13 protein-coding genes are annotated in these 19543 nt (G+C 54.2%); 6 read left to right on the forward strand and 7 right to left on the reverse strand.

The genetic code is table 11. The features are described from left to right. A partial coding sequence (locus QZ326_RS04730) for a Crp/Fnr family transcriptional regulator (RefSeq protein WP_295741892.1) occupies positions 1-598 on the reverse strand: 598 nt, incomplete at its 3' end. Positions 599-913: 315 nt separating this feature from the next. On the opposite strand from QZ326_RS04730, the gene QZ326_RS04735 reads away from it, so the two are divergent. The 4 genes from QZ326_RS04735 to QZ326_RS04750 all read left to right on the forward strand — a co-directional run bounded on the left by QZ326_RS04735 (position 914) and on the right by QZ326_RS04750 (position 8093). Continuing rightward, complete coding sequence (locus QZ326_RS04735; RefSeq protein WP_295741895.1) at positions 914-1492, forward strand: hypothetical protein; 579 nt, start codon at positions 914-916, stop codon at positions 1490-1492. 172 nt (positions 1493-1664) lie between these two features. Further along, entirely contained in the window at positions 1665-1982 is a 318-nt protein-coding gene (locus tag QZ326_RS04740; protein ID WP_295741897.1) for a hypothetical protein, read from the forward strand. Between the two features lie 102 nt (positions 1983-2084). Next, positions 2085-3356, forward strand: a complete 1272-nt coding sequence (locus QZ326_RS04745) for a type IV toxin-antitoxin system AbiEi family antitoxin domain-containing protein (protein WP_295741900.1) — start codon at positions 2085-2087, stop codon at positions 3354-3356. 300 nt (positions 3357-3656) lie between these two features. Continuing rightward, the gene (locus QZ326_RS04750; protein WP_295741903.1) at positions 3657-8093 is read left to right on the forward strand and encodes an S-layer homology domain-containing protein; all 4437 of its coding nucleotides are present in this window, start codon (positions 3657-3659) and stop codon (positions 8091-8093) included. Positions 8094-8170: 77 nt separating this feature from the next. Here QZ326_RS04750 and QZ326_RS04755 read toward each other — a convergent pair whose 3' ends face one another. Continuing rightward, positions 8171-8632 carry a hypothetical protein gene (locus QZ326_RS04755; protein ID WP_295741906.1) on the reverse strand — a complete coding sequence of 154 codons (462 nt, stop codon included), beginning with the start codon at positions 8630-8632 and terminating at the stop codon, positions 8171-8173. Between the two features lie 208 nt (positions 8633-8840). Here QZ326_RS04755 and QZ326_RS04760 point away from each other — a divergent pair, with 208 nt between their 5' ends. Both QZ326_RS04760 and QZ326_RS04765 read left to right on the forward strand, forming a co-directional pair. Further along, entirely contained in the window at positions 8841-13250 is a 4410-nt protein-coding gene (locus QZ326_RS04760; protein WP_295741909.1) for a hypothetical protein, read from the forward strand. 119 nt (positions 13251-13369) lie between these two features. Continuing rightward, complete coding sequence (locus QZ326_RS04765) at positions 13370-14191, forward strand: ImmA/IrrE family metallo-endopeptidase (RefSeq protein ID WP_295741911.1); 822 nt, start codon at positions 13370-13372, stop codon at positions 14189-14191. Between the two features lie 501 nt (positions 14192-14692). Here QZ326_RS04765 and QZ326_RS04770 read toward each other — a convergent pair. The 5 genes from QZ326_RS04770 to QZ326_RS04790 form a co-directional block, all read right to left on the reverse strand. Continuing rightward, positions 14693-15796, reverse strand: coding sequence for a CagZ protein (locus tag QZ326_RS04770; RefSeq protein ID WP_295741913.1), 1104 nt, complete (start codon positions 15794-15796; stop codon positions 14693-14695). 15 nt (positions 15797-15811) lie between these two features. Continuing rightward, a complete protein-coding gene (locus QZ326_RS04775) occupies positions 15812-16927 on the reverse strand; it encodes a YaaC family protein (protein WP_295741916.1) in 1116 nt (371 codons plus the stop codon). Between the two features lie 31 nt (positions 16928-16958). Then, a complete protein-coding gene (locus QZ326_RS04780; protein ID WP_295741920.1) occupies positions 16959-17879 on the reverse strand; it encodes a BsuBI/PstI family type II restriction endonuclease in 921 nt (306 codons plus the stop codon). Next, positions 17876-19366 carry an Eco57I restriction-modification methylase domain-containing protein gene (locus QZ326_RS04785; protein WP_295741922.1) on the reverse strand — a complete coding sequence of 497 codons (1491 nt, stop codon included), beginning with the start codon at positions 19364-19366 and terminating at the stop codon, positions 17876-17878. The genes QZ326_RS04780 and QZ326_RS04785 overlap by 4 nt, the downstream gene beginning before the upstream one ends. After that, positions 19350-19543: helix-turn-helix transcriptional regulator (locus tag QZ326_RS04790; protein ID WP_295741925.1), on the reverse strand; the 194-nt coding region annotated here is incomplete at its 5' end. The genes QZ326_RS04785 and QZ326_RS04790, both read right to left, overlap by 17 nt.

A 19543-nucleotide genomic window follows, 5' to 3' on the forward strand; every position in this document is an offset into this window, starting at 1 on the left:
TCAGCACCTTGGAGACCACCTCCCTGGCGCTGCCGATATTCCGGGCGATCTCGTCGTGGGTCATCCGAAGCGCCTTTTGGCCCTTGCCCGCCGTCTCCTCCCACAAAAAGATGGCCACCCGGCGGTCGGCCCCCATAAACAGGATCTGCTGCATCATCCACATCACGTCGGAAAACCGCTCCGTGGCCTGGCGGTACATGTACAGCCCCACATAGGGGTTGCTCTCCATAATGGGGCGCAGCACGCCGGCGGGGATCACAATGGCCCGGACATCCTCCGCCGCCTCAATGAAGAGGTCGAACTGGACAGCCTCCAGCAGGCAGGAGGCCGCCAGCACACAGGGCTCCCCCTGGTGAATGCGGAACAGCGTCACCTCCCGCCCCTCTTCGGAGACAATGTAAACCCGCAGCAGCCCGGAGAGCACCAAAACCGCCCCCGTGCAGCCCATGTCTGAGCGGTGGACATATTCCCCCTTTTTGTAGGCCGCCATGGCCGCGCTTCCCAGGAGCTCTGCCCGCTCCTCTGCCGTCAGCCGGTCCCAAAAGGGATAGGCTGTGGAAAGCAGGATTTCCTCCACGCCCCGGTTTTGTTCTGTCATCTGTTCCTCCCGGCGGCGGCTCTCGCGAAGCCGGCGCCGTTTCCTCCGAATTCAAATTGCTGTCATCGTTATTTTACTGTGTCCCCCGGGCCGTGGTCAAGACGCCGGAGAAAATATTCAAAAATTTTTTATCAGGCCTTGTTTGAAAAATGCCAAAATGCCCAAACGGCGGACCTTTTTCCGCCGCTCCGCGCTGGTTTTCCCTGCCGTGCTTTTGCTGATTCAGGAACAGCCACGACCGGAATCCGGTCATATCTTGACGAAAAGTGGAAAATAGAGGTATCCTTATCCCAAAGAGGACAGGAGGTATTTTCCATGCCAGAGGTGAGAGACAGAACAAAATCCCAGCTGGACCTGGCCCTGCGGACGCTGCTGCGGGAAAAAGCCCCGGACCAGATCCGGGTCCGGGAGCTGACGGAGCTCTGCGGCATCCGGCGGCAGTCTTTTTACTACCACTTCACGGATGTGTACGACCTCTTTGCCTGGTCCGTGGAACAGGAGCGGGCGGCCCTGGCCGCCCGGCAGGAGAATTGCCTGACATGGCAACAGGCCTTTCAGGATCTGCTGCGCTGCATCTCCGCGAACCAGGACTACTGTCTGTCCATCCGGAAGGCCCTGGGGCGTCCCGGCCTGCAGCGGATGTTCGGCGGCGCCATCACCCGCCTGCTGGAACAGACCTCCGTCTATTACCGCTGCCGGTGCGGCGGGGAGGCGCTGTCCTCCGGGCAGGGGGCCTGCCTGGAAACCATGTTTCTGGGTCTGCTGGACGGCTGGCTCTGCGGCGACCTGCGGCAGTCTCCCGAGGCCCTGACGGCCTGTATGGAGGAATCGGTGCAGCAGCGGGCGCTGGGGGCGATGTGGCAGAATTTTCCCCGGTGGAGACAGCCGGAGTAGGCCATTTTTCAAACAAGGTCTCATTGAAAAGCGCGGGAAACGCGGACAGGAAAACCTGTCCGCGTTTTTTGACAGTTTACACGGGTTTGTCATAAAACAGACGTTTTGACAAAATGTGACTGTTTTTGGAAAGCCTATCCCACGCTATAATTTGCTGCACAGGAGTGATTTTGTGAAAAAGCTTTTCTATATCGTCGTTCTGCAGAGCCAGCTGGGCCCCCGGGCCGGCGAACTGCTGTTGCAGGAGGACAACCAGGCCGTCTCCGGCAGCTTCAGCCTTCTGGGCCACCGCAACCGCTTCTCCGGCAGCCTGTTGGAGAGCGGAAAGTATTTCATCTCGGGCACGTTGCGTTCACCGGTGGACCTGGAGCCCTATGACGCCATCTTTACCATTCAGGACGGCCGCCTCTCCGGCGGGCTGATTACGCCCCACGGCTGCTGGGACCTGACCGGCGTCCGGGCTGCGGCTCAGCGGAAGGCCGGCGGCTGAGTTCCCTCGGAGCCGCGCTTCGCAATTGGCGGATTTTTCCACAAATCCGCCTGATTTGTCATGCAATGATAACAAACAAAGCTGCCGGGAAAGGAGGCCGCCGTGCGGGAATATGTTGTTGTCCGGCCCGACAGGGCCGCCATGGGGCGTATCCTGGACCGGGGGTGCTCCGGACCGGAGGGCGTCGTCCTTCGCCTGGCGTGGCTGGCGGGCCTGACCCGGGACGAAATCGCCCAGCTGCGCTGGGAACAGGTCTCCTTCCTGGACAGCCGCCTGGAGCTGCCGGACCGAATGATCCCCCTGTCGGCGGAGCTTCGGTCCCACCTCTGGCGCTGTCACGAGCAGTATGCGGAGGCGTGCCCCTTTGTGGCGGCCTCCAGCCGGGGCGGCAGGCCCCTGCGGCCGGAGTCCATCTCCCGCCTGGCCCGGATGGCCCTGGACCGGGGCGGCCAGACGGGGGTCCGGCTGATGGACCTGCGCCACGACTGGATCATCCGCCAGCTGGAGACCCAGGACTGGCCCACGGTGGCCCGGCTCAGCGGCGTGGAGGTGCCCGCCCTCCAGGCCCGGTTCGCCGCCTTTGTGGCGGAGAAAAAGCCCGCCGGGCGGGCGGAAGCCCCCCGGGTAGACGAGTTCAAGCTGTGGAAGGTCCTCCAGGCCGAGCGGGACACGCCCGCGGGCCTGGCCCTGTGGCTCACCTGGCAGATGGGACTCCAGGCCGTGGAGATCATCTCCCTGACCTGGGACCAGGTGGACTTTGGGGAGAACGTCCTCCGCCTGCCGGACCGGGAGGCTCCCCTGACCAACGCCGTCCACCGCCTGCTGCTGGACACCCGGCGCCGTCAGGCGGGCTGTGACCCCCACGTGATGCTGACCGCCCACTCCCGCCGCCCCCTGGACCTGCCCCGCCTGTCCCGCATCACCCGGGCGGCGCTGATCCGGGGCGGGATGGAGCACGTCTCTCTGCGGGACCTGCGGCGGGACGAGACCCGGGAGGACGAGGATGTCCGCATCCTGGACCTGGCCGCCCAGCGGGGGGCCGTCTCCCGGGGGGAGGTCATGGCCCTGCTGGGCCTGTCCAAGACCGCCGTCTACGGCCGCCTGCGGCGGCTGACGGACCTGGGACGGCTGATCCGGGTGGGGGGCAAGTACTACCTCCCCGGCACGGTGGTGCCGCCGGAGGAGCAGCCCGCCGCCATAGTGACCTATCTGGAGCGGGCGGGCTTCGCCTACCGGCAGGATATCTGCGGCCTGCTGCACATTGAGCCCCGCCAGTGCACCCTCCTCTTAAAGCGCATGGTGGCCGCCGGGGCCCTGGCCCAGGACGGGCAGAAATACTTCCTCCCCCCGCCGGAGGCGCGGAAGGCGGAGTAGGTCCCAATTTCTGGAAGAAGCCGGGGCTTGTTATCCCCTCCTGACAAACTTCAAAAGCGCATTGTAGCACGTTTTTCACCTTCTTAACAAAAGGCCCGAAATCGTAGACAGACCGGATTTGGGCTGATAAATTGATCCTGCGAAGCGGCCGGCAGGCGCTCCGGCGCTCTTCCCGGCCTGGTGCCGGACCCCGTCGCCGGATACAGGCCCGGCGGCGGGGAGCTAGCCCCGGCACGAAGCCTGGACGGTTTCCGAAGCACCCGGCGGACGGTTCGCAAAAATAAAAAAGGAGGATACCCCATGAAGAGATTTCTCTCTCTGGTCCTGACGCTGGTTATGGTCATGAGCCTCGTGACCGTCAGCGCCGGGGCCAAGGACTTCACGGACAACGACGTCATCACCTATGATGAAGCCGTGGCCGTGATCTCCGAGATTGGAGTGGTCGACGGCTACGCCGGCGGCGACTTCAAGCCCGCAAACACCTTGACCCGTCAGGCTGCCGCGAAGATCATCTGCAACCTGATCCTGGGTCCCACCACCGCCGCTGAGCTGCACGCGGACACCGCCCCCTACCGGGACGTGCCCGCCAACAGCGAGTTCGCCGGCTACATTGCCTACTGCCAGAGCCGCGGCATCATCAGCGGCTACGCGGACGGCTCTTTCCGTCCCGGCGGCACCCTGACCGGCTACGCCTTCATGAAAATGCTGCTGGGCGCCCTGGGCTATGACGCCGCTCTGGAGAGCTATGTGGGCGCCAACTGGTCCATCAACGTGGCCAAGCAGGCCCTCGGCATCGGCCTGAACAAGGGCCTGGTTGACGAGTTCAACGGCATCAAGGCCGTGACCCGTGAGGAGGCCTGCCTGTATGCCTTCAACACCCTGCAGGCCGACCTGGTGGAATACGGCCAGCGCCTGACCACCAACATCAACGGTACCGAGGTCACCCTGTCCTCCGGCGGCGCCAAGAGCCGCAGCTGGAACTCTCAGCAGAGCCGTTACGACTACATCCGCAACGACAACCTGATCCAGTTCGCTGAGGAGTACTTCAACAAGCTGGAGAAGCGCAAGGACCGCGACATGTTCGAGCGTCCTGCCTACACCTGGATCTATGACAAGGAAGAGATCGGCACCTATGTGGATTGGGAGCTCCTGGTGGAGCGCTACACCTCCGGCGTGTCCGGCCGCGACCTGTACGATCTGCTGGGCGCCGCCGCCATCAAGGACAACGAGCTGGTGTACTATGTCAACGGCCGTGTCCCCAGCGACACCCATCCCATGAACTCCGCCGCCTATGCCAGCAAGAAGGTCGACGCGGATTCCGACATCGAGAAGGCCGATTTGGTCCGCTCCAACAAGGACGACGTGGGCATCACCAATAACGGCGTTCTCACCGAGGTCTTCCTGGACAAGGACGGCGAGGTCATCACCATCACCTCCATCGACACCTTCCTGGGCAAGGCGCTGGCTGATTACAGCGAGTCCAAGGAGTACGCTCCTGTCGAGGTCTACACCGGCCTGACCGGCACGACCGAGAACAAGAAGACCACCAAGACCACCTGGAACGTGGACGTTGAAGATGTGAAGACCGTCGAGGACATCAGGGAAGGCGACTACAAGCTGGTCAACATCACCTTCAAGAACGAGGACAAGGGCGAGGTCGTTATCCTCAATGATCCCGACATCATGGAGGAGAGCGCAATCACCAAGTTCTCCAAGACTGAGAAGACCGTGGCCAGCAAGGTCACCGTGGGCGGCACTGAGTACAAGGCCTCCATGCGCGCCTTCTTCAGCGACGACGCCCTGAACGATTACGACCAGACCCTGCTGACCGACAAGACCTATAACGTCTATATGGACCGGTACGGCTACTTCATCGGTCTGGAGCTGTATGAGGGCGCCAAGAACTACGTGTTCATCACCGGGTTCGACCGGCCCACCAGCAACCTGTCCATCAGCACCGCCAAGGCCAACGGCATCTTCCTGGACGGCACGATGCAGAATATCACCGTCAATGTGAAGGCCACCAACGACAACATTGCCGCCGCCAACACCAAGGGCGCTGCTGCCGAGGCCGCCGGCAATGCCTTCGATTCCTATCAGTATTTCACCAGCTGGAACAACCAGAACCTGCCCGGCATTGACGGTTCTTACCGGTACAACCGCTGGTTCACCTACAGTGTCACCGCCGACGGCGTCTACACCCTGAAGCCCTGCGTGCGCATGACCGCCACCAAGTACACTCAGGACGACACCGTTATCCGCACCGACAACCTGTACGTGGACGACAACGTCTATGTGGAAGACGCTTACCTCTATCACATGGACGGCCATACTGCCGACAATGGCCGGAGCCCGACCCTGCCCCAGTACACCGCCACCAAGAACGAGCGTTCTTACGGTGAGGACGACACCGTGTTCATTACCGTCGGCCTGGACGAGTCCGATACCTCCGGCGGCGCCCGCGCCATCACTGAGGTGGACGGCGTCTACACCGGCGTGCAGAACATCGAGATCGAGATCGAGGATCTGATCGACGCCGAGGAGGCCCAGATCTACACCGTGTATGACGGCGACCACTACATGATCGCGGCCATCGCCGTGGGTGAGGCCAAGGGCTCCGGCGCCACTCTGGCCTATGTCATCAGCGGGGCAAAGAGCGAGCGCCTCGAGGACGGCATCTATTACTGGGAGTTCGATGCCATTCTGAACGGCACCAAGCAGACCCTGACTGCCAAGAGCAAGTATGACATGTTCGACGCCAACACCAAGGCCACCATCGACGCTGAGTCCGTGGGCGGCGACATGATCACCGGCGCTACCAGCAACCTCAACGACGGCCTGGTGGAGCTCCGCTTCGACGCTGACGAGTACGTTGTCGACGTGAAGCAGATCGACGAGAAGGATATCTACAACTTCTACGGCAACCGCTATCCCGGCACCAGCACTCCCGCTCTGAAGGGCGCTTCCAGCGTCACCACCGGCGCTGCGGCTCCCACCGGCAAGCGCACCACCGTGCCCGCCACCGAGCAGCTGGATCTGCGTGACGCCAAAGCGTACCGCATGAACGTGATCCGCGCTGCGGCCAACGACAAGGGCTGGGTGGACGCCAGAGGCGTTGCCCACTACTACGACAGCATTCCCAGCGAGCTGTTCCTGCAGGGCCGCACCCTGTACATCACCACCGGCCAGTATGACGAGGGCCTGGCTCTGGCCTCTGACTGCAGGGCCATTGTGATCCAGAAAGAGTACAACAAGAAGGACGTTCTGACCGAGTTTGCCTCTGTTGAGACCGCTCTGAAGCACATTGCCGACAAGGACAAGGACACCACCGCTCTGGAGTTCGACGGCGAGGTCATCGCTGTGATGAACGACCGCGGCGCGGCTGCCTGGGTTGTGTTCAAGACCGATGAGGAACTGCATGCCGGCACCACTTCCGGCGGCCAGCTCCCCAACGCCACTGTCATTAACAACGGCGGCGGCAGCTTCGTTGTGGAGTTCTATGACCCCAACGACGGCAGCAGGGACGACCTGGACGACACCCAGATCCGCAGCCTGATTATCCAGGCCATGGAGAAGTACACCGGCATGACGGTCAAGAGCTACAACTATCCCGTCAACAACAACATGGTTCTGGATGACGGCACCACCTTCGGTGCCAACGCCAAGGCCGCTCCCCGGCCCATGGTCAAGATCATGGTGGATGAAAAGCAGGTTGGCGGGATGGTGCCCGCCGGCACTGCCCTGAGCGGCACTGCCCTGGTGGGCCTGCTGCCCGATGACGGCGACTATCTGGTGGATAAAGATGCCAAAGCCACCAATCCCGACTACAACTTGACCACTGGCACGCTCACCGCTAACGGCAGTGCCGTGGCCGCTGGCAGTATGGGAAGTACCCAGATCACCGCGAATGCCAACGTCAATATCTACACTGCCAACGTTGTGACTGCCGCCGCTGCGGACAGCATCACCTATAAGGACAGCGGCAACGCGACGCAGACCTTCAGAAGCGGCAACTACGCCCGCAAGGGTCTGGTTCTGACCCTGAACAAGGACGCTGATCCCGCCAACTATCAGCAGTGGCAGGATAACGCCGGCGACGCCTTTGGACCGCAGGCTGCTCCCGCCAGGGACCTCAGCGCCACCTACACCGTGATCGGCTCCGGCACGGAGACACTCACCGTGGTAACCGGCAAACTGGTCCGCCTGGATGGCGCCAACGTGGGCGTCATCGGCGCCGGCACTGTGGACTTCCAGGCTCCTGCCGGTGCGAAGTTTGTAAGTGAGCAGAGCACTGTTGCGGCAGGCAGCGATCACTTCCCCGCCGCTCAGCTGATCAACAACGCTACCGCTGCCGCCGGTAAGGTAAATGCGGGCTTCGGCTTCTGGACCTATACCTATGCCGCCGCGGACGATGCCGACTCCGATGGTGTCATCGACCTGACCAGCGTTGTTGAGGTGGTGATGTCTGCTGACGTCCATGCGAGCTACGACTTTGGCGCCGCTCCTGCCACCACCGCCAACATTGCCAAGAGCACTACCGTGTATGTGAAGGCCGGCACTCTGCTGAAGGTTGAGGCCGAGGCCAGCGCAGCTAGTGGCGAGAACATCACCCTGAACACCTCCACCAGCGGCCTGACCAACGCTGAGGAAAGTGTGGACACTACTACCCCGGCAAAGGCGGAGTATGCGGTTACGAGTAGCGACATCAGCGTGAGCCTCAGCTTCGGCAAAGCCTGATTCCCGCAGCTCTATCGCATAACCCAACCTCCAAAGCAAAACCCCCGGGCTTTCGCCCGGGGGTTTTCCCCATTTCCTCACGGCTGTAAAATCGCAGAGGCCTTGTACGTATACTTCCGGAGGTGTTGCGTGTGGGTGAAGGTGAGGGAATTCCCGTTGAATGAATACGGAATATCTATGTTCTGTATCGTGTTCTTGACCTCCCCGATCCCCCAGCTGCTGCCGTACGTCACAAACAGGTACTGCTCGGGCCCGCTGACGATCACCACCAGGGGTCTGGCGGGAAAGGTAACGGTGGTGCTGGGCTGACGTGTATCTCCGTTGCCCTGATAGCTGGTGGTGCAGAGACAGCGTTTGAGAAGAGCCGCCAGGGCGGCGTCCCCGGCCTCCCGGGCCTCTGCCTCGTTGAGGGCGGCGTCAATCTTCGCATTGCCGGCATTGAAGACCACCCGCTGAATGCGGTCCTCTCCGTCCCACTTGGGAGAGCTGGCAGTTTTCGGCCTGCGTTCGGTCCGGTGGATCTGGAGGCAGCCGGACAATGCCGGTCCCCGCCGTGGCAGGGGGGGCGGCATCGGTCCCCGTTTCCGCTCAAAATATCCGGAAAGCGGTGACAAAATGAAGCTGATTTTATCCCCATATTTTCGAGGTTTGCCTTTTCAAACAGATTGACATTAGAAGAGCCTTCCGGTATAATATTCGTGATTTATTATGTCCATCAAAATTTTAAGACGAGTGAAGTGATCTTGTATGACGGAATCCATGGGCCAGTACGGCCATATTCACATGCCCTTCACCATCGAGCGGCAGTTAATGGCATACAAGAACCACCCCGAGCACGATATCCAGCACGAGGTCTTGTGGACCACATGGTGTCACAACAAGCGGATGTTGGAGCAGCTCCTGCGCTGGACGCTGGTTTCTTTCCCCATGTACAGCCGCCATGACGAGAGCCACTCCACCTCCGTGCTGCGCAATATGGAGCGCATTTTGGGCGAAGAGCGCATTAAACGCCTCAGCGCGACTGATGCGTTCGCCTTACTGCATGTGGCGTACGAGCACGACATTGGGATGTGCATTACGGACGCGGACCGGGAGAAGATTGTCTCCTCTCCGGAGTTCCTGGAGATGCTGGAGCGCGTTTCCCAGGGGTCGGATCAGATGCTGGCCGCCTATGTCCAGCTGATCAAGGGCTGCTGTCCCGAGGAGGTCCAGCCGGACCGGCTCCTCACCGAGCAGGAGACATACCACCGCACGCTGCGGAAGAATTTGAAAATCTACCACGCAATGACCGAGCTTTTGACCATGTACCAACGGGCCGAGCATGGGCAGATCGCCCAGCGCCGGCTCCAGGAGACGCTGACCTCCCCGAAATCCCGCCTCAGTGAGCAGTTCTGCGTGTCGGATATCTCCAACCGGATCTTCTACTGGATCGCCGAGTGTGCGGCGCTGCACACGGTGTGGGAGTTCGACGAGATTTTGAAGCTCCCCTTTGAGGACGACGGCGCAGCGTCGGACAAGCTGCATCCCCGGTTCGTGGCGGTCATGCTGCAGCTTGGGGACGCGCTGGACATGGACTGCGGCCGTTTCCCCTTTTTGATGGAGGAGTTCTCCGGACAGCTCAGCGCCGAGACAAAAAAGCACCTGAAAAAGCACGAGTCCATCCGGATGCTGTGCATCAGCGACCGCAAGATCGAGGTGCGGGCGAACTGTGAGGACCACGGCGTCTCCCGGCTGATCCAGGCGGAGTGCCGGGGGATCGACCAGATCCTGCGCAACGCCAGCTACCACTGGAGCGAGATTGCCCCGGAGGACCTGCCTGGGATGCTTCCCTCCTTTGAGCTCAGCGAGATGACGGTCCAGGGGGCGAGGATTCCCCCGCAGCTCATCAACGCCAGCTTCCGCATCTCCCAAAAAAAGGCGTTCTCCCTGCTGGAGGGCTCCAACATCTACATGCACAAGCTGGTGTTCCTCAGAGAGATCCTCCAGAACGCCTTCGATGCCACAAAACTGCAGTATTGGAAGGATTATCTTGGCCTGCTGTCCCCGCGGGACAACGGGTCGTTCGGTGCTGTCCGGACGTCTGGACGCGGAGGCAGCGAGGTGCTCTTCGATGCCGCCAAGCGGCTCCCCCTGGAGCATTACCCGGTGGTGGTGAAGCTGACTGTCTGCTCCGCCACGGGTGAAAACGCATATGACCCTCCGGCCACGGCGGCGAAGGCCGCCGACATTATGGACAACTTTGCGCGCTCCCCCTACCACAATTTCGGTGTGCGGGTGGAGGTGCAGGACTGCGGCATCGGCATCGGAGAGAGCGACCTCTCCTTTATCGCCAACCTGGGAACGGAATCCAAGGATAGGCAGAACCTCAAAGCCCACATGCCAGATGTGCTCTACCCTACAGGCTCCTTCGGCATTGGTCTGCAGTCTATTTTCCTGGCGGCGGACCATTTCCATATGAGAACCAGAACCAAGACCGGAGAGGCATACGATATCCGTTTTTCCTCCATGACCGGCAGCGAGGACGGCATTATCAACACCACCAGCCTGTCTAATGCCGCTACCCTCCCCTTCGGTACCAAGGTCACCATTGACGTGTCCAGCAAGCAGAAAAACACCGACCCGTCCATCTTCCCGGGGTCCCAGGTCTCCTACGACCCCTTTGTTGCCACTGAGGCGGAGAAAGAGCTCCACGAGGCAGAGGAACTCCTGGTACAGATGGTGATGTTTCTCAACGATATCTTGGGAGAGCGCCTGTTCCCGCTGCGGGTGGAGGTGGAAAATCTGTTTTCCGACCAGGTGCATCCCTGGTTGGGCAAAATGCTGGCGGATTCCCGCAGCCTGCGGTTTGAACTGACCTACGCGCTGAGGGGAAGCGGCGGCCAGAAGGAGATCCGTTCCCCTGCCCATCAGGGCTCCGCCCTCTCCTGGGCCCTGCTGCCGGACACCGAAAAGAAGGAGAACTGCATCTGCAACCGGCCAGACAGCGGGGACCGCTATTGTCTCGACCTGGACGAGGGCAAGCTCCACGTCTGGTGCGACGACGTGGGCGCCTTCGCCACCTTCAGCGCCGCCCGGTTCTGCGAAATTATGGAGGGGCGGGAGGGCGGTTCCCCCCAGCGGAGCATCCCGCTCTACTACAAGGGCATCAAGATGTCCGATTCAATTCCGTTTACAAACAATCTGGACCTGTTGGACTTTGTCGATCTCAAGAACAAACGCACCGCCGACATTCTCCAGCTCAACCGTCACTACCTCACCGAGGAGGGAAAGACGTTTTTCTCGCAGACGGTGGGCGCGGCTGTGATGAAAACGGTCCGGCGGGTGTTCCTCCATATGGCGAGCGACCCCTATGAGGCCTCGGCGGAGACCGGGGCGGAAAAGCCCGCTCCGATTGATCAGATCCATCGGACGATGAAGGATTCTATCAACGCACTCTGCGATCTGAACACACCTTTGTCCCAGGAGGAAAGTCTCCAGATCGGCAGGCGGATGACCTCTATGATCCTGCTGCTGTTCCTGGCAAAAATGCTGCTTCATACGGACTTGGTGGTGAATTTTCAGACCTGCGGGGCCGGAACAATCCGGCCCATGCGGGAATGTCCCTGGGACAGGGCTCTGAGGGATATGGATTCTGATTTGGCCGAGTCCCTGTGGGAAAAAGACGATAGGCCAATTATCCGTTTACAGAGAATGCAGGCTTTCCAGAAAGCATGTCCGTTTTTTTGGGTCCTGATTGACATTTGGGGAGACAACGGTCTGAACGACAGCGGCAATATGACCACTTTGGCCGAGCTCTTCTCCTCCAACCACCGGTATGCTGTTTTTTCGCTTCGTGAGGGCCCGTCCAGTCAGGACGACACAAAATACCGGATTCTTCAATTCCGCACCGAGCCTGATAAATTTGAGGAGGAGGTGCAGAAGGCCGCCAACTCCGCCAAGCCGGTGTCCACATCGTCGTACCGCGCAAACAACTGGGATGAAGCTATTCTGCGTTATCAGGAAAATCTGGCCCGCTGGCTTGTTCAAAATATTCCCACCGCCCAATTCTACACACAGCACTACACTCCCGACAGCGGCCGGTCCTCCTACCAGAGCTACCTGTATGAACTCCATGTCCTTGAGGTTGCCTCCGTCCGCTGGATTGAGACCAATGCCCTGACCCAGTACCGCCTGCTGGAGTGCATGCGGGATCAAAGCGCCAATCAGAACAGCGCCCGCTTTGCCACGGCCGTCTGGAGCGAGACACTGCACTGCCTGGCCATATCCCAGGAGGCGGTGAGCTCCATGTGCACCGTCTACCCGGAGCCCATCCCGGCCTACTCTATTCCAAAAGTGCTGATTCCCCTTGACGCCGGACGTCTAAAAGATCTTATGGAGGAACGGCCGGAAAATATTTTGGACAAGCTGGGGGAGGACATGTCCTTCTATGACGGAAAGGACTCCGGCGCGGAGTCAGATGCCTCGGCCTCCCACGATGGAAAGGACTCCGGCACGAAGTCAGATGCTTCGCCCCAGCGCTTCAGCGCCGAAAGCTTCCTGGATAAATTTCAGGAATATGAACGGGTCCGCAAGCAATTCATCACAAATCTTCCCATGCCGCACCGTTTGGCCTTGGATGATTGGCAACACAACATGCGGAGCATCCCGTGCAAAGAGACGCCCCGAGAGCTGCTGAAACACTTCTTAAGATCGAAATTGGATTTAAATCCGAAGTGTTTTTCCGATCTGTCCCGGATGGATATCCAGACATTCCAGAGATGTCTGGCTCAAATATACTTCACCGTCAGCGCGTCCGAGGAGACGCTCGCCAAGGCTGCTAAGGAGGCGTCTTTCGAGTTGCAGCGCCTGTTGGAGCAGACGACCATTTTCTCCCAGAGCAAAAATGTGGAGACGCTCGTCCAGGCGTTTTACTATGACAGGGGCCGGCTGGAACAGGTGATCTGCGAACTCTTTATTGATGATTGCCAGCAGAAGATCAAGCCGTGGAGGAAGCTCCCTGAGACCCTCCGGCTGGCCGACTATGTGGCAGAGCACAGTACCAACCGCATCTCGAGGGAAACTGCTTTGGCATTGAACGAGGCTTTTTACCGAAACATTGTGGAAATTGTGGCTGCGCACCGTTCTGCGGATTTTTTGGCGCGCGCTTGTAAAACATAATGAACAGACCGAACGAATATGATAGGTATCGGAATCACCTTTCGGGCTCAGAGCACATAGGCTGATTCAAATACCCAACAGCCGGCACCGCGGCGGTGCAAGCAGGAGGAATACAGTTTATGAGTGATCACCAGCATAGCGGAGGAACCCCCGCCAGCTTTTCCAATCCTTTTTCCGCATTTGAAGAGGTCTCCGCCCTTTATCTCATCCTCTGTGCAGGAGCACGGGAGCTCCGCACCCGTTGCCAGGAGCATGAGGAGGAATACAACGGCGCACTGCCCGTGCCAGTTCGTAAGATCGCGGAGTTGGAGAATCTCAAGATCCGGGAGCGTAACCTCAGCATTCTGGATGTAACGGCCAATTCCGCAGCGTCCATTGGCATGCTGATGGGCAAGCTGGACTATGACCTGCCCGACGGGCCCACCATCCACCTGGAGGAGGGCATCTCTTCTTCCCGCAAAAATTACGTCATCGCCCACGAGCTGGGACACCACTGGATGAAAAAAATACTTGGGGAGCCCCTGGGGCCGGAGCACTGCTCCGATACGCGCCTCTCTGTGCGTTATATCGAGATGCTCTCGGACGCGTTCTCCGCCTTTTTGCTCCTGCCCATCAAGGCGCTTTTTCAGGAGGAGAAACAGTATATTGAGTCCCATCCCCAGCGGCCCGTCAATCTCGAGGAAATGCTGGCCAAGGTCGCCCAGACCGCGGACGTTCCGTATTACTATGTCCTCACTGGGTATGAGTATATCAAGGCCGTGATTTGCTGCGCACGTGCATCGGCCCCAAAAGAACGCTTTGAGGAACGGCTGGAGAACTATCTGAACGGGCCCTTTTCGTCTCTGCGGAGTCAGGTGGATGAGGTCCGCCGGGAGATCCGGGAGATTGATCCCATCTTCTTCGCCCAGACGGAGGGCGCCGAAGAGGAGGCCAATGGGTAAGGCACCCCGATTCCGCACTGGTTTTCGCAAAAATTCCAAGTCTCCTTTGACGCGTCGCAAAAACCTGATACAGTGACAAAACGGCAAAGGCTGAAAATCAGACAAAATTTAGAGATATAATTACTCAAATAGCAAACAGGGCTTGATGTCTGCAAATCGCAGACATCAAGCCCTGTTAGTAAAACCAACTCCCACAAGCATTCTGGTTCTTTCCGAGGCTTGGAAGAAGCCGCCGGCAGGTGCGGCGTCTAATTTCCCGATGGGGCGGTCAATGGCATTGCATTGTTGGTATGGACGCGGGTCCAGTGTTCATTGAGAAAGCCGCAGCAGGTCAACGGTTCTGCGGACAGAAAAGACCCCAAATTTCTATTCCCACTCGCTCCTGTCAGGTTTGTTCTAAACAGTTTTGCTTATGGGATTTGGCTCTGATTATTTACGTTGTTTCCATTATCCACATGGTCTGGGCTATCTGATTTTTTGTTGCCATAGTGTTGCCGTAATCTATTGGTTTGCCTCTACAGTAGGAAGACCGACTTTTAATATTTCTCCTGTAATTTCATGAATATGTATCAATTCCTCATTCACAGTTACAAAAGAATATTTGGCAGTCTGTCCCAATTCGCCCAATAGATTTATTGTTTCAGCTATAACCATTCCGAATTCATGTATATGAGAGCCATAAGGGGTATCACAATCAATTAAGAGGATACTTCCCATTTCGCTTCCAGTATAATCAAAAGGTAAATCTTGTGCAAACACCTTGTAGAATTTGCATATTGTATTAGTTGTAGCCTTTTCTATGTTGATAATATTTTCTTCATTTAAAACAAACAAATCGACTCCACATATTGCCCTATAGAATAGGCGGCACGACAACTCTAAAGACTTCTTTAATGCAAACATTAATATAGAAAATGCAAACATTATATCGGTAATGTTGTTTAATTTAGAAACCAGTCTCAGCGAAAACTCCTTTAAGTCTTTTGTTTCATTTTCGTCAAGGCTTTGGTTAACTTCTTTCTCTACGGTTCCAACTAATACTCTCATAGATGAAATATCTATTTTTTCAAATAATTTTGTAAAATTTGAAGCAAGCAACATTTTGTATACATCACCACTTTTAAATGCAATAACTGCAGGTAGCAGCTCCTCATCAGAAACAATTGGTTCAATCATTTCTGAAACATTCACCTCTCGATAAAGAAAATATGGGTTCATGGATTCTGCTACAACATGAGCTTTTTCTTCAATGTCAGATAAGCATAATTCAACAAATCTAGTTAGCGTTCTATGACCTCTCTCAATTAATAGTCGTTCTTCACTTGACAAGTGATTCACTGACAAGATTTTCGGAAGATCAATTTCACCTATACTATCATCAAGAAATAAGTATCCGTGAAACTCGGTATTGCTATGCTGTGCTACATACGAAAAATCGCCATGAGCATTTTTCTTTATTGTGCCGGTTTCTTTTGATTCAACACTCACTGACAAATTGTAAATCACTGATTTAACTTTTTGCGCAGTCTCATTTTTCTGTAGCTTTTTACAAAGTCTAAACACTTCTTGCCTAAAGCTAGTCGCCCCATTTTTTTCGCCGTCCAAAACAATAACTCCTTTTTATATTGAAGTAGAAGATGTTATTCTCTGCTTTTCGTGCTGCTCCCGAATCTTTCGTTCGACTATTTCTTGAACCTGGTGTTCTCCCACCAACTTTATTGTATTAGTTTCCACATATTTACTAGAGGTGTATTGTACTTGGTCATCAACGATTTTATTAAGCACAATATTCGGGATCATTCGTCTTGCATAGTATAAAAATTTCTCCAATAGTAGCTTTTCACCAGTTGTGTCTTTAAGCACAAAGGGGCTCCAACGCTCTGGATAATAGCGACATAACGAGGCTAATACAAAAAGAGAAACATACATATTTATCACTGTAGGAACTGTTACAAGACGATTGTTTTTATTGTGTCCTGCTCTCAAATATGGTTGTCCCGAAAAGGAAAGTTCACTAATATTTTTCCCAGTTAGTTTGTGCCGAAGAATAAAATATTTTTTCCCAGTATCATGGTCTTGTGCCTCTGTTAAGCGCAAATAAGATTTATCGAAACCATCAACATTACTTAAAAGGGCAATTAAACGTCCTTTTGTTTCCTCAGAAAAATAAATTTTTTCAAGTTTGCCGTCTGGAGTATTAAAGGCATCAAGCGTAGCAATGCAACTTGCCTTTTCCGCATAGCATTGAATAAAATCAGAACTAATTTCCGCAATAGAGTCCAAAAATTCCTCTAATTTCCAATCACCAAACCCAGTTAAGTCCATATTAAATCCCATAGCCCTTGCCGCCACATGTACTCCCCCATCAACTGGGCTGAGAAACCTGACCTCTGTATCTGCAATAAAACCCATTTCATCGGGAATAATAATATTCATCCCGTGATTTTTTATCTTATTTATGCTTCCACTTTTCAAATTTGCCATTCCATAAAGAAGATTTGTTGAGCCATAGTACAAAAGCAAAGGTGCAATTTGAAGACTAGCATCTTTGGCGGACTCATAATAAGCGTTTGCCTGCAAAAATGAACCTACAATACAATTTACTGTTTTCTCATCAGTGGATATGTTATGTCTGTCCAGATAGCGTCTTATATTCGCTTCGTATGTAAATTGAAGCAGTTCCCGCCAAAGATCATTTTCTGGATTTTCAGAAAAAATAATAGAAATATTTATCATATCCTTTCACAAGTCACAAGATAAAACAATATCAGTTTCTTGGACCCAAGAACTTATCTCCATTTAAGTGAATCATATGATCTGGCATATCAGCGATCCACGCTTCTGTTTCCCACGCTAAAGATTCTGAAAACCGCTTAAACGTTTTAAAATCCAGGAAGGCAGTCACATATATTTTTCCAGCAGCAACATCTGCGGTCATTTCCTCGATTTCCTTAATACGCTTTGGCTCCATAGGCCCAACAGATGTTACAGCTTCAATAAAATATAGCCAGTTCTTTTCTGCTGAGTAAAGTACAACGTCTGGCATCTTATCATGCAGGGTAATCGAGAATCCCAGTTCACGTAGTTTGCCCTCATTTTTTACCAGGTCTTTCTCAGTCGTATCTCCGACATAAAGGCACTCTGGATTAGGTGCAAAACGGGGTGCAAATTCTTCAATAATGGCCTTTTGAAGTTCATTGTGCTTACCCGGAGAAAAAGTGAACTCTGAACCGTTAATCTTCACGGGCATTTTTCTCACCGTTCGTTTAGAAGCATAGAGTGAGATAAGTGTTTCGTGGTTGTTTAGGAAGGTCTCTAAATTCTCGTCCCACGTTCCGCTACCGTAACTCTGGATAATTTTTACCATTTCACCGGTCAGGCGATACCGATAGTTGGGGCTGTTTGTTGCCTTTCCGTTATCCTCAATAAAGGCAGCGTTTCTAAAATGGTGCATAGCTTGTTTGCGAATAGTTTCTCGGCTATTTTCTGCATATGTAATGCCATAGTTATCGCTTGCAAATGCGATCACATCGTGTATACGAATCCAGTTGCTTGTTGCATTGACCCAGCACTGATCCTCTTTAAGTCCAGCCATTGCCAGCAAAACACAGCAACACATCACATTCTGCTGCTTAGCAGGAACCTGTAATGCATCTAAAATGTCTCTCGCCTCATCCAGTTTGCTCATATATAGCTCCTTAGAATATTGTCACATGATTTTACAGACATATCCTTAACTCTAATCAATTCTTTACCCATTGTTTCAATGATACTCATAGGAGGAACCGGCATAGAGTTTATCTCTGTCGAGTTTACTTGAGTGGAACCATTCAGAATCCGATAATAGCAATCATATAAAGTGGAATTGAATAACACATAAAGCCCATAAACGATACATTCCGAAAGTTCCTGCAACCCACATATAAAATTGATTTTGTTCTGTGTGCTTATTCTTGTATAAGCGGGATTCTTCTTGGCTAAATAGATACCACATTGTAACCGCCGATGCTCTTCCTTGGCTGTAAAGCGTTTGACAAACAAATAATTAGTATTTTGTTGGAGTAGCCCAGGTTGATTAGTAACTAAATACTCATGCTCTTTTCCAGACGGGAAAATAACCTTACCATCTTGAATATGCTGTGCAAAGAAAAGAGGAACCGCACCGCTTTCTGCTGTATCTCGCAGTGCCTCACGGTTTCTAAAATCAACGGTCAATCCTGTTTTCATTTTTAGGCCAATACTGGGTAAGGTGTTGCTCCATTGGTTAAGTTGATTTAATGCGTCAATTTCTTGCTTGTTTGTCACCAGGTACACATAGGAATCTTTACCAGACACTACCGTTTCATAAAGAGCATCAAATTCAGTTTTATTACGGAAATCACCACTAGCTTGGGTAGTTGTAATACGAATTCTTTGAGGTTTTATACAAGTCTTCCTAACTTTTATGATAATAGTTTCCTGTAAAACGTTTTCTTGTTCAAACACCTTATCTCGGCTAACAAATAAATGAATATGCTCTAATACGCCTGTCTGTAAAAATTCTTGACGAAATTTTTTAAAGTACGCTCCAGAAGTCCAAGAACGTGGAATGATATACACCAGTTCACCACGCTCTCTTGTGTTAAAGAGGCTCATTCCAGCAAACAGGAAGTAGAGATTAGGCGCACCATAACAGATGTCTGCCATTGATTTGGCCTCTGGAGCATCTTTGGAAACTTTCATATAGGGAGGATTGCCAATCACCATATCAAATTTATCTGGTGCTGGATTCGCCCCAATCATGTGGTTATATTCGAGTGCTTGACTTAAAATATAGTTTTCAGAAATGATTTTATATTTGATAGAGACAACAGATTGCCGGCAAATCCATTCCAGATTACTCTTTAGAAGTTGAATGATTTTTTCATCGGTTTCATAACAAGTGAGATGAATTTTTTGTAATACCGGTACCGATTGAAGTCGCTCAATCAACGCAGCGGAGAGAATCCCAGAGCCAGCACCTGGATCAAGAATTGCAATTTCAGTCTTATCAGCAGGCACATTAAATAGACCCGCCATAAACTGAGCAGTTTCCTTGCTGGTAAAGAACTGTCCATATGATTTCCGCTGCTTTTTAGGTATATGTTCCATATATTGGGCAGTTGAATTAATTACATAATCAAGAATTTTCCCCATGCCTAAACTCCATTACATCACCAACATCACAGTCCAGCACAGTACAGATTTTGCACAGGCTTTCCATTGAGATAAATTCGCTTTTCCCCATCTTTGCCAGAACATTGAAACTGATCCCTGCGGCCTCTTTCAGTTCGGTCCGGTTCATCTTCTTGTCAATCAATAATTTCCATAGCT

Origin of the sequence: uncultured Oscillibacter sp. (assembly GCF_910587525.1) — a bacterium.
GTDB lineage: Bacteria > Bacillota > Clostridia > Oscillospirales > Oscillospiraceae > Oscillibacter.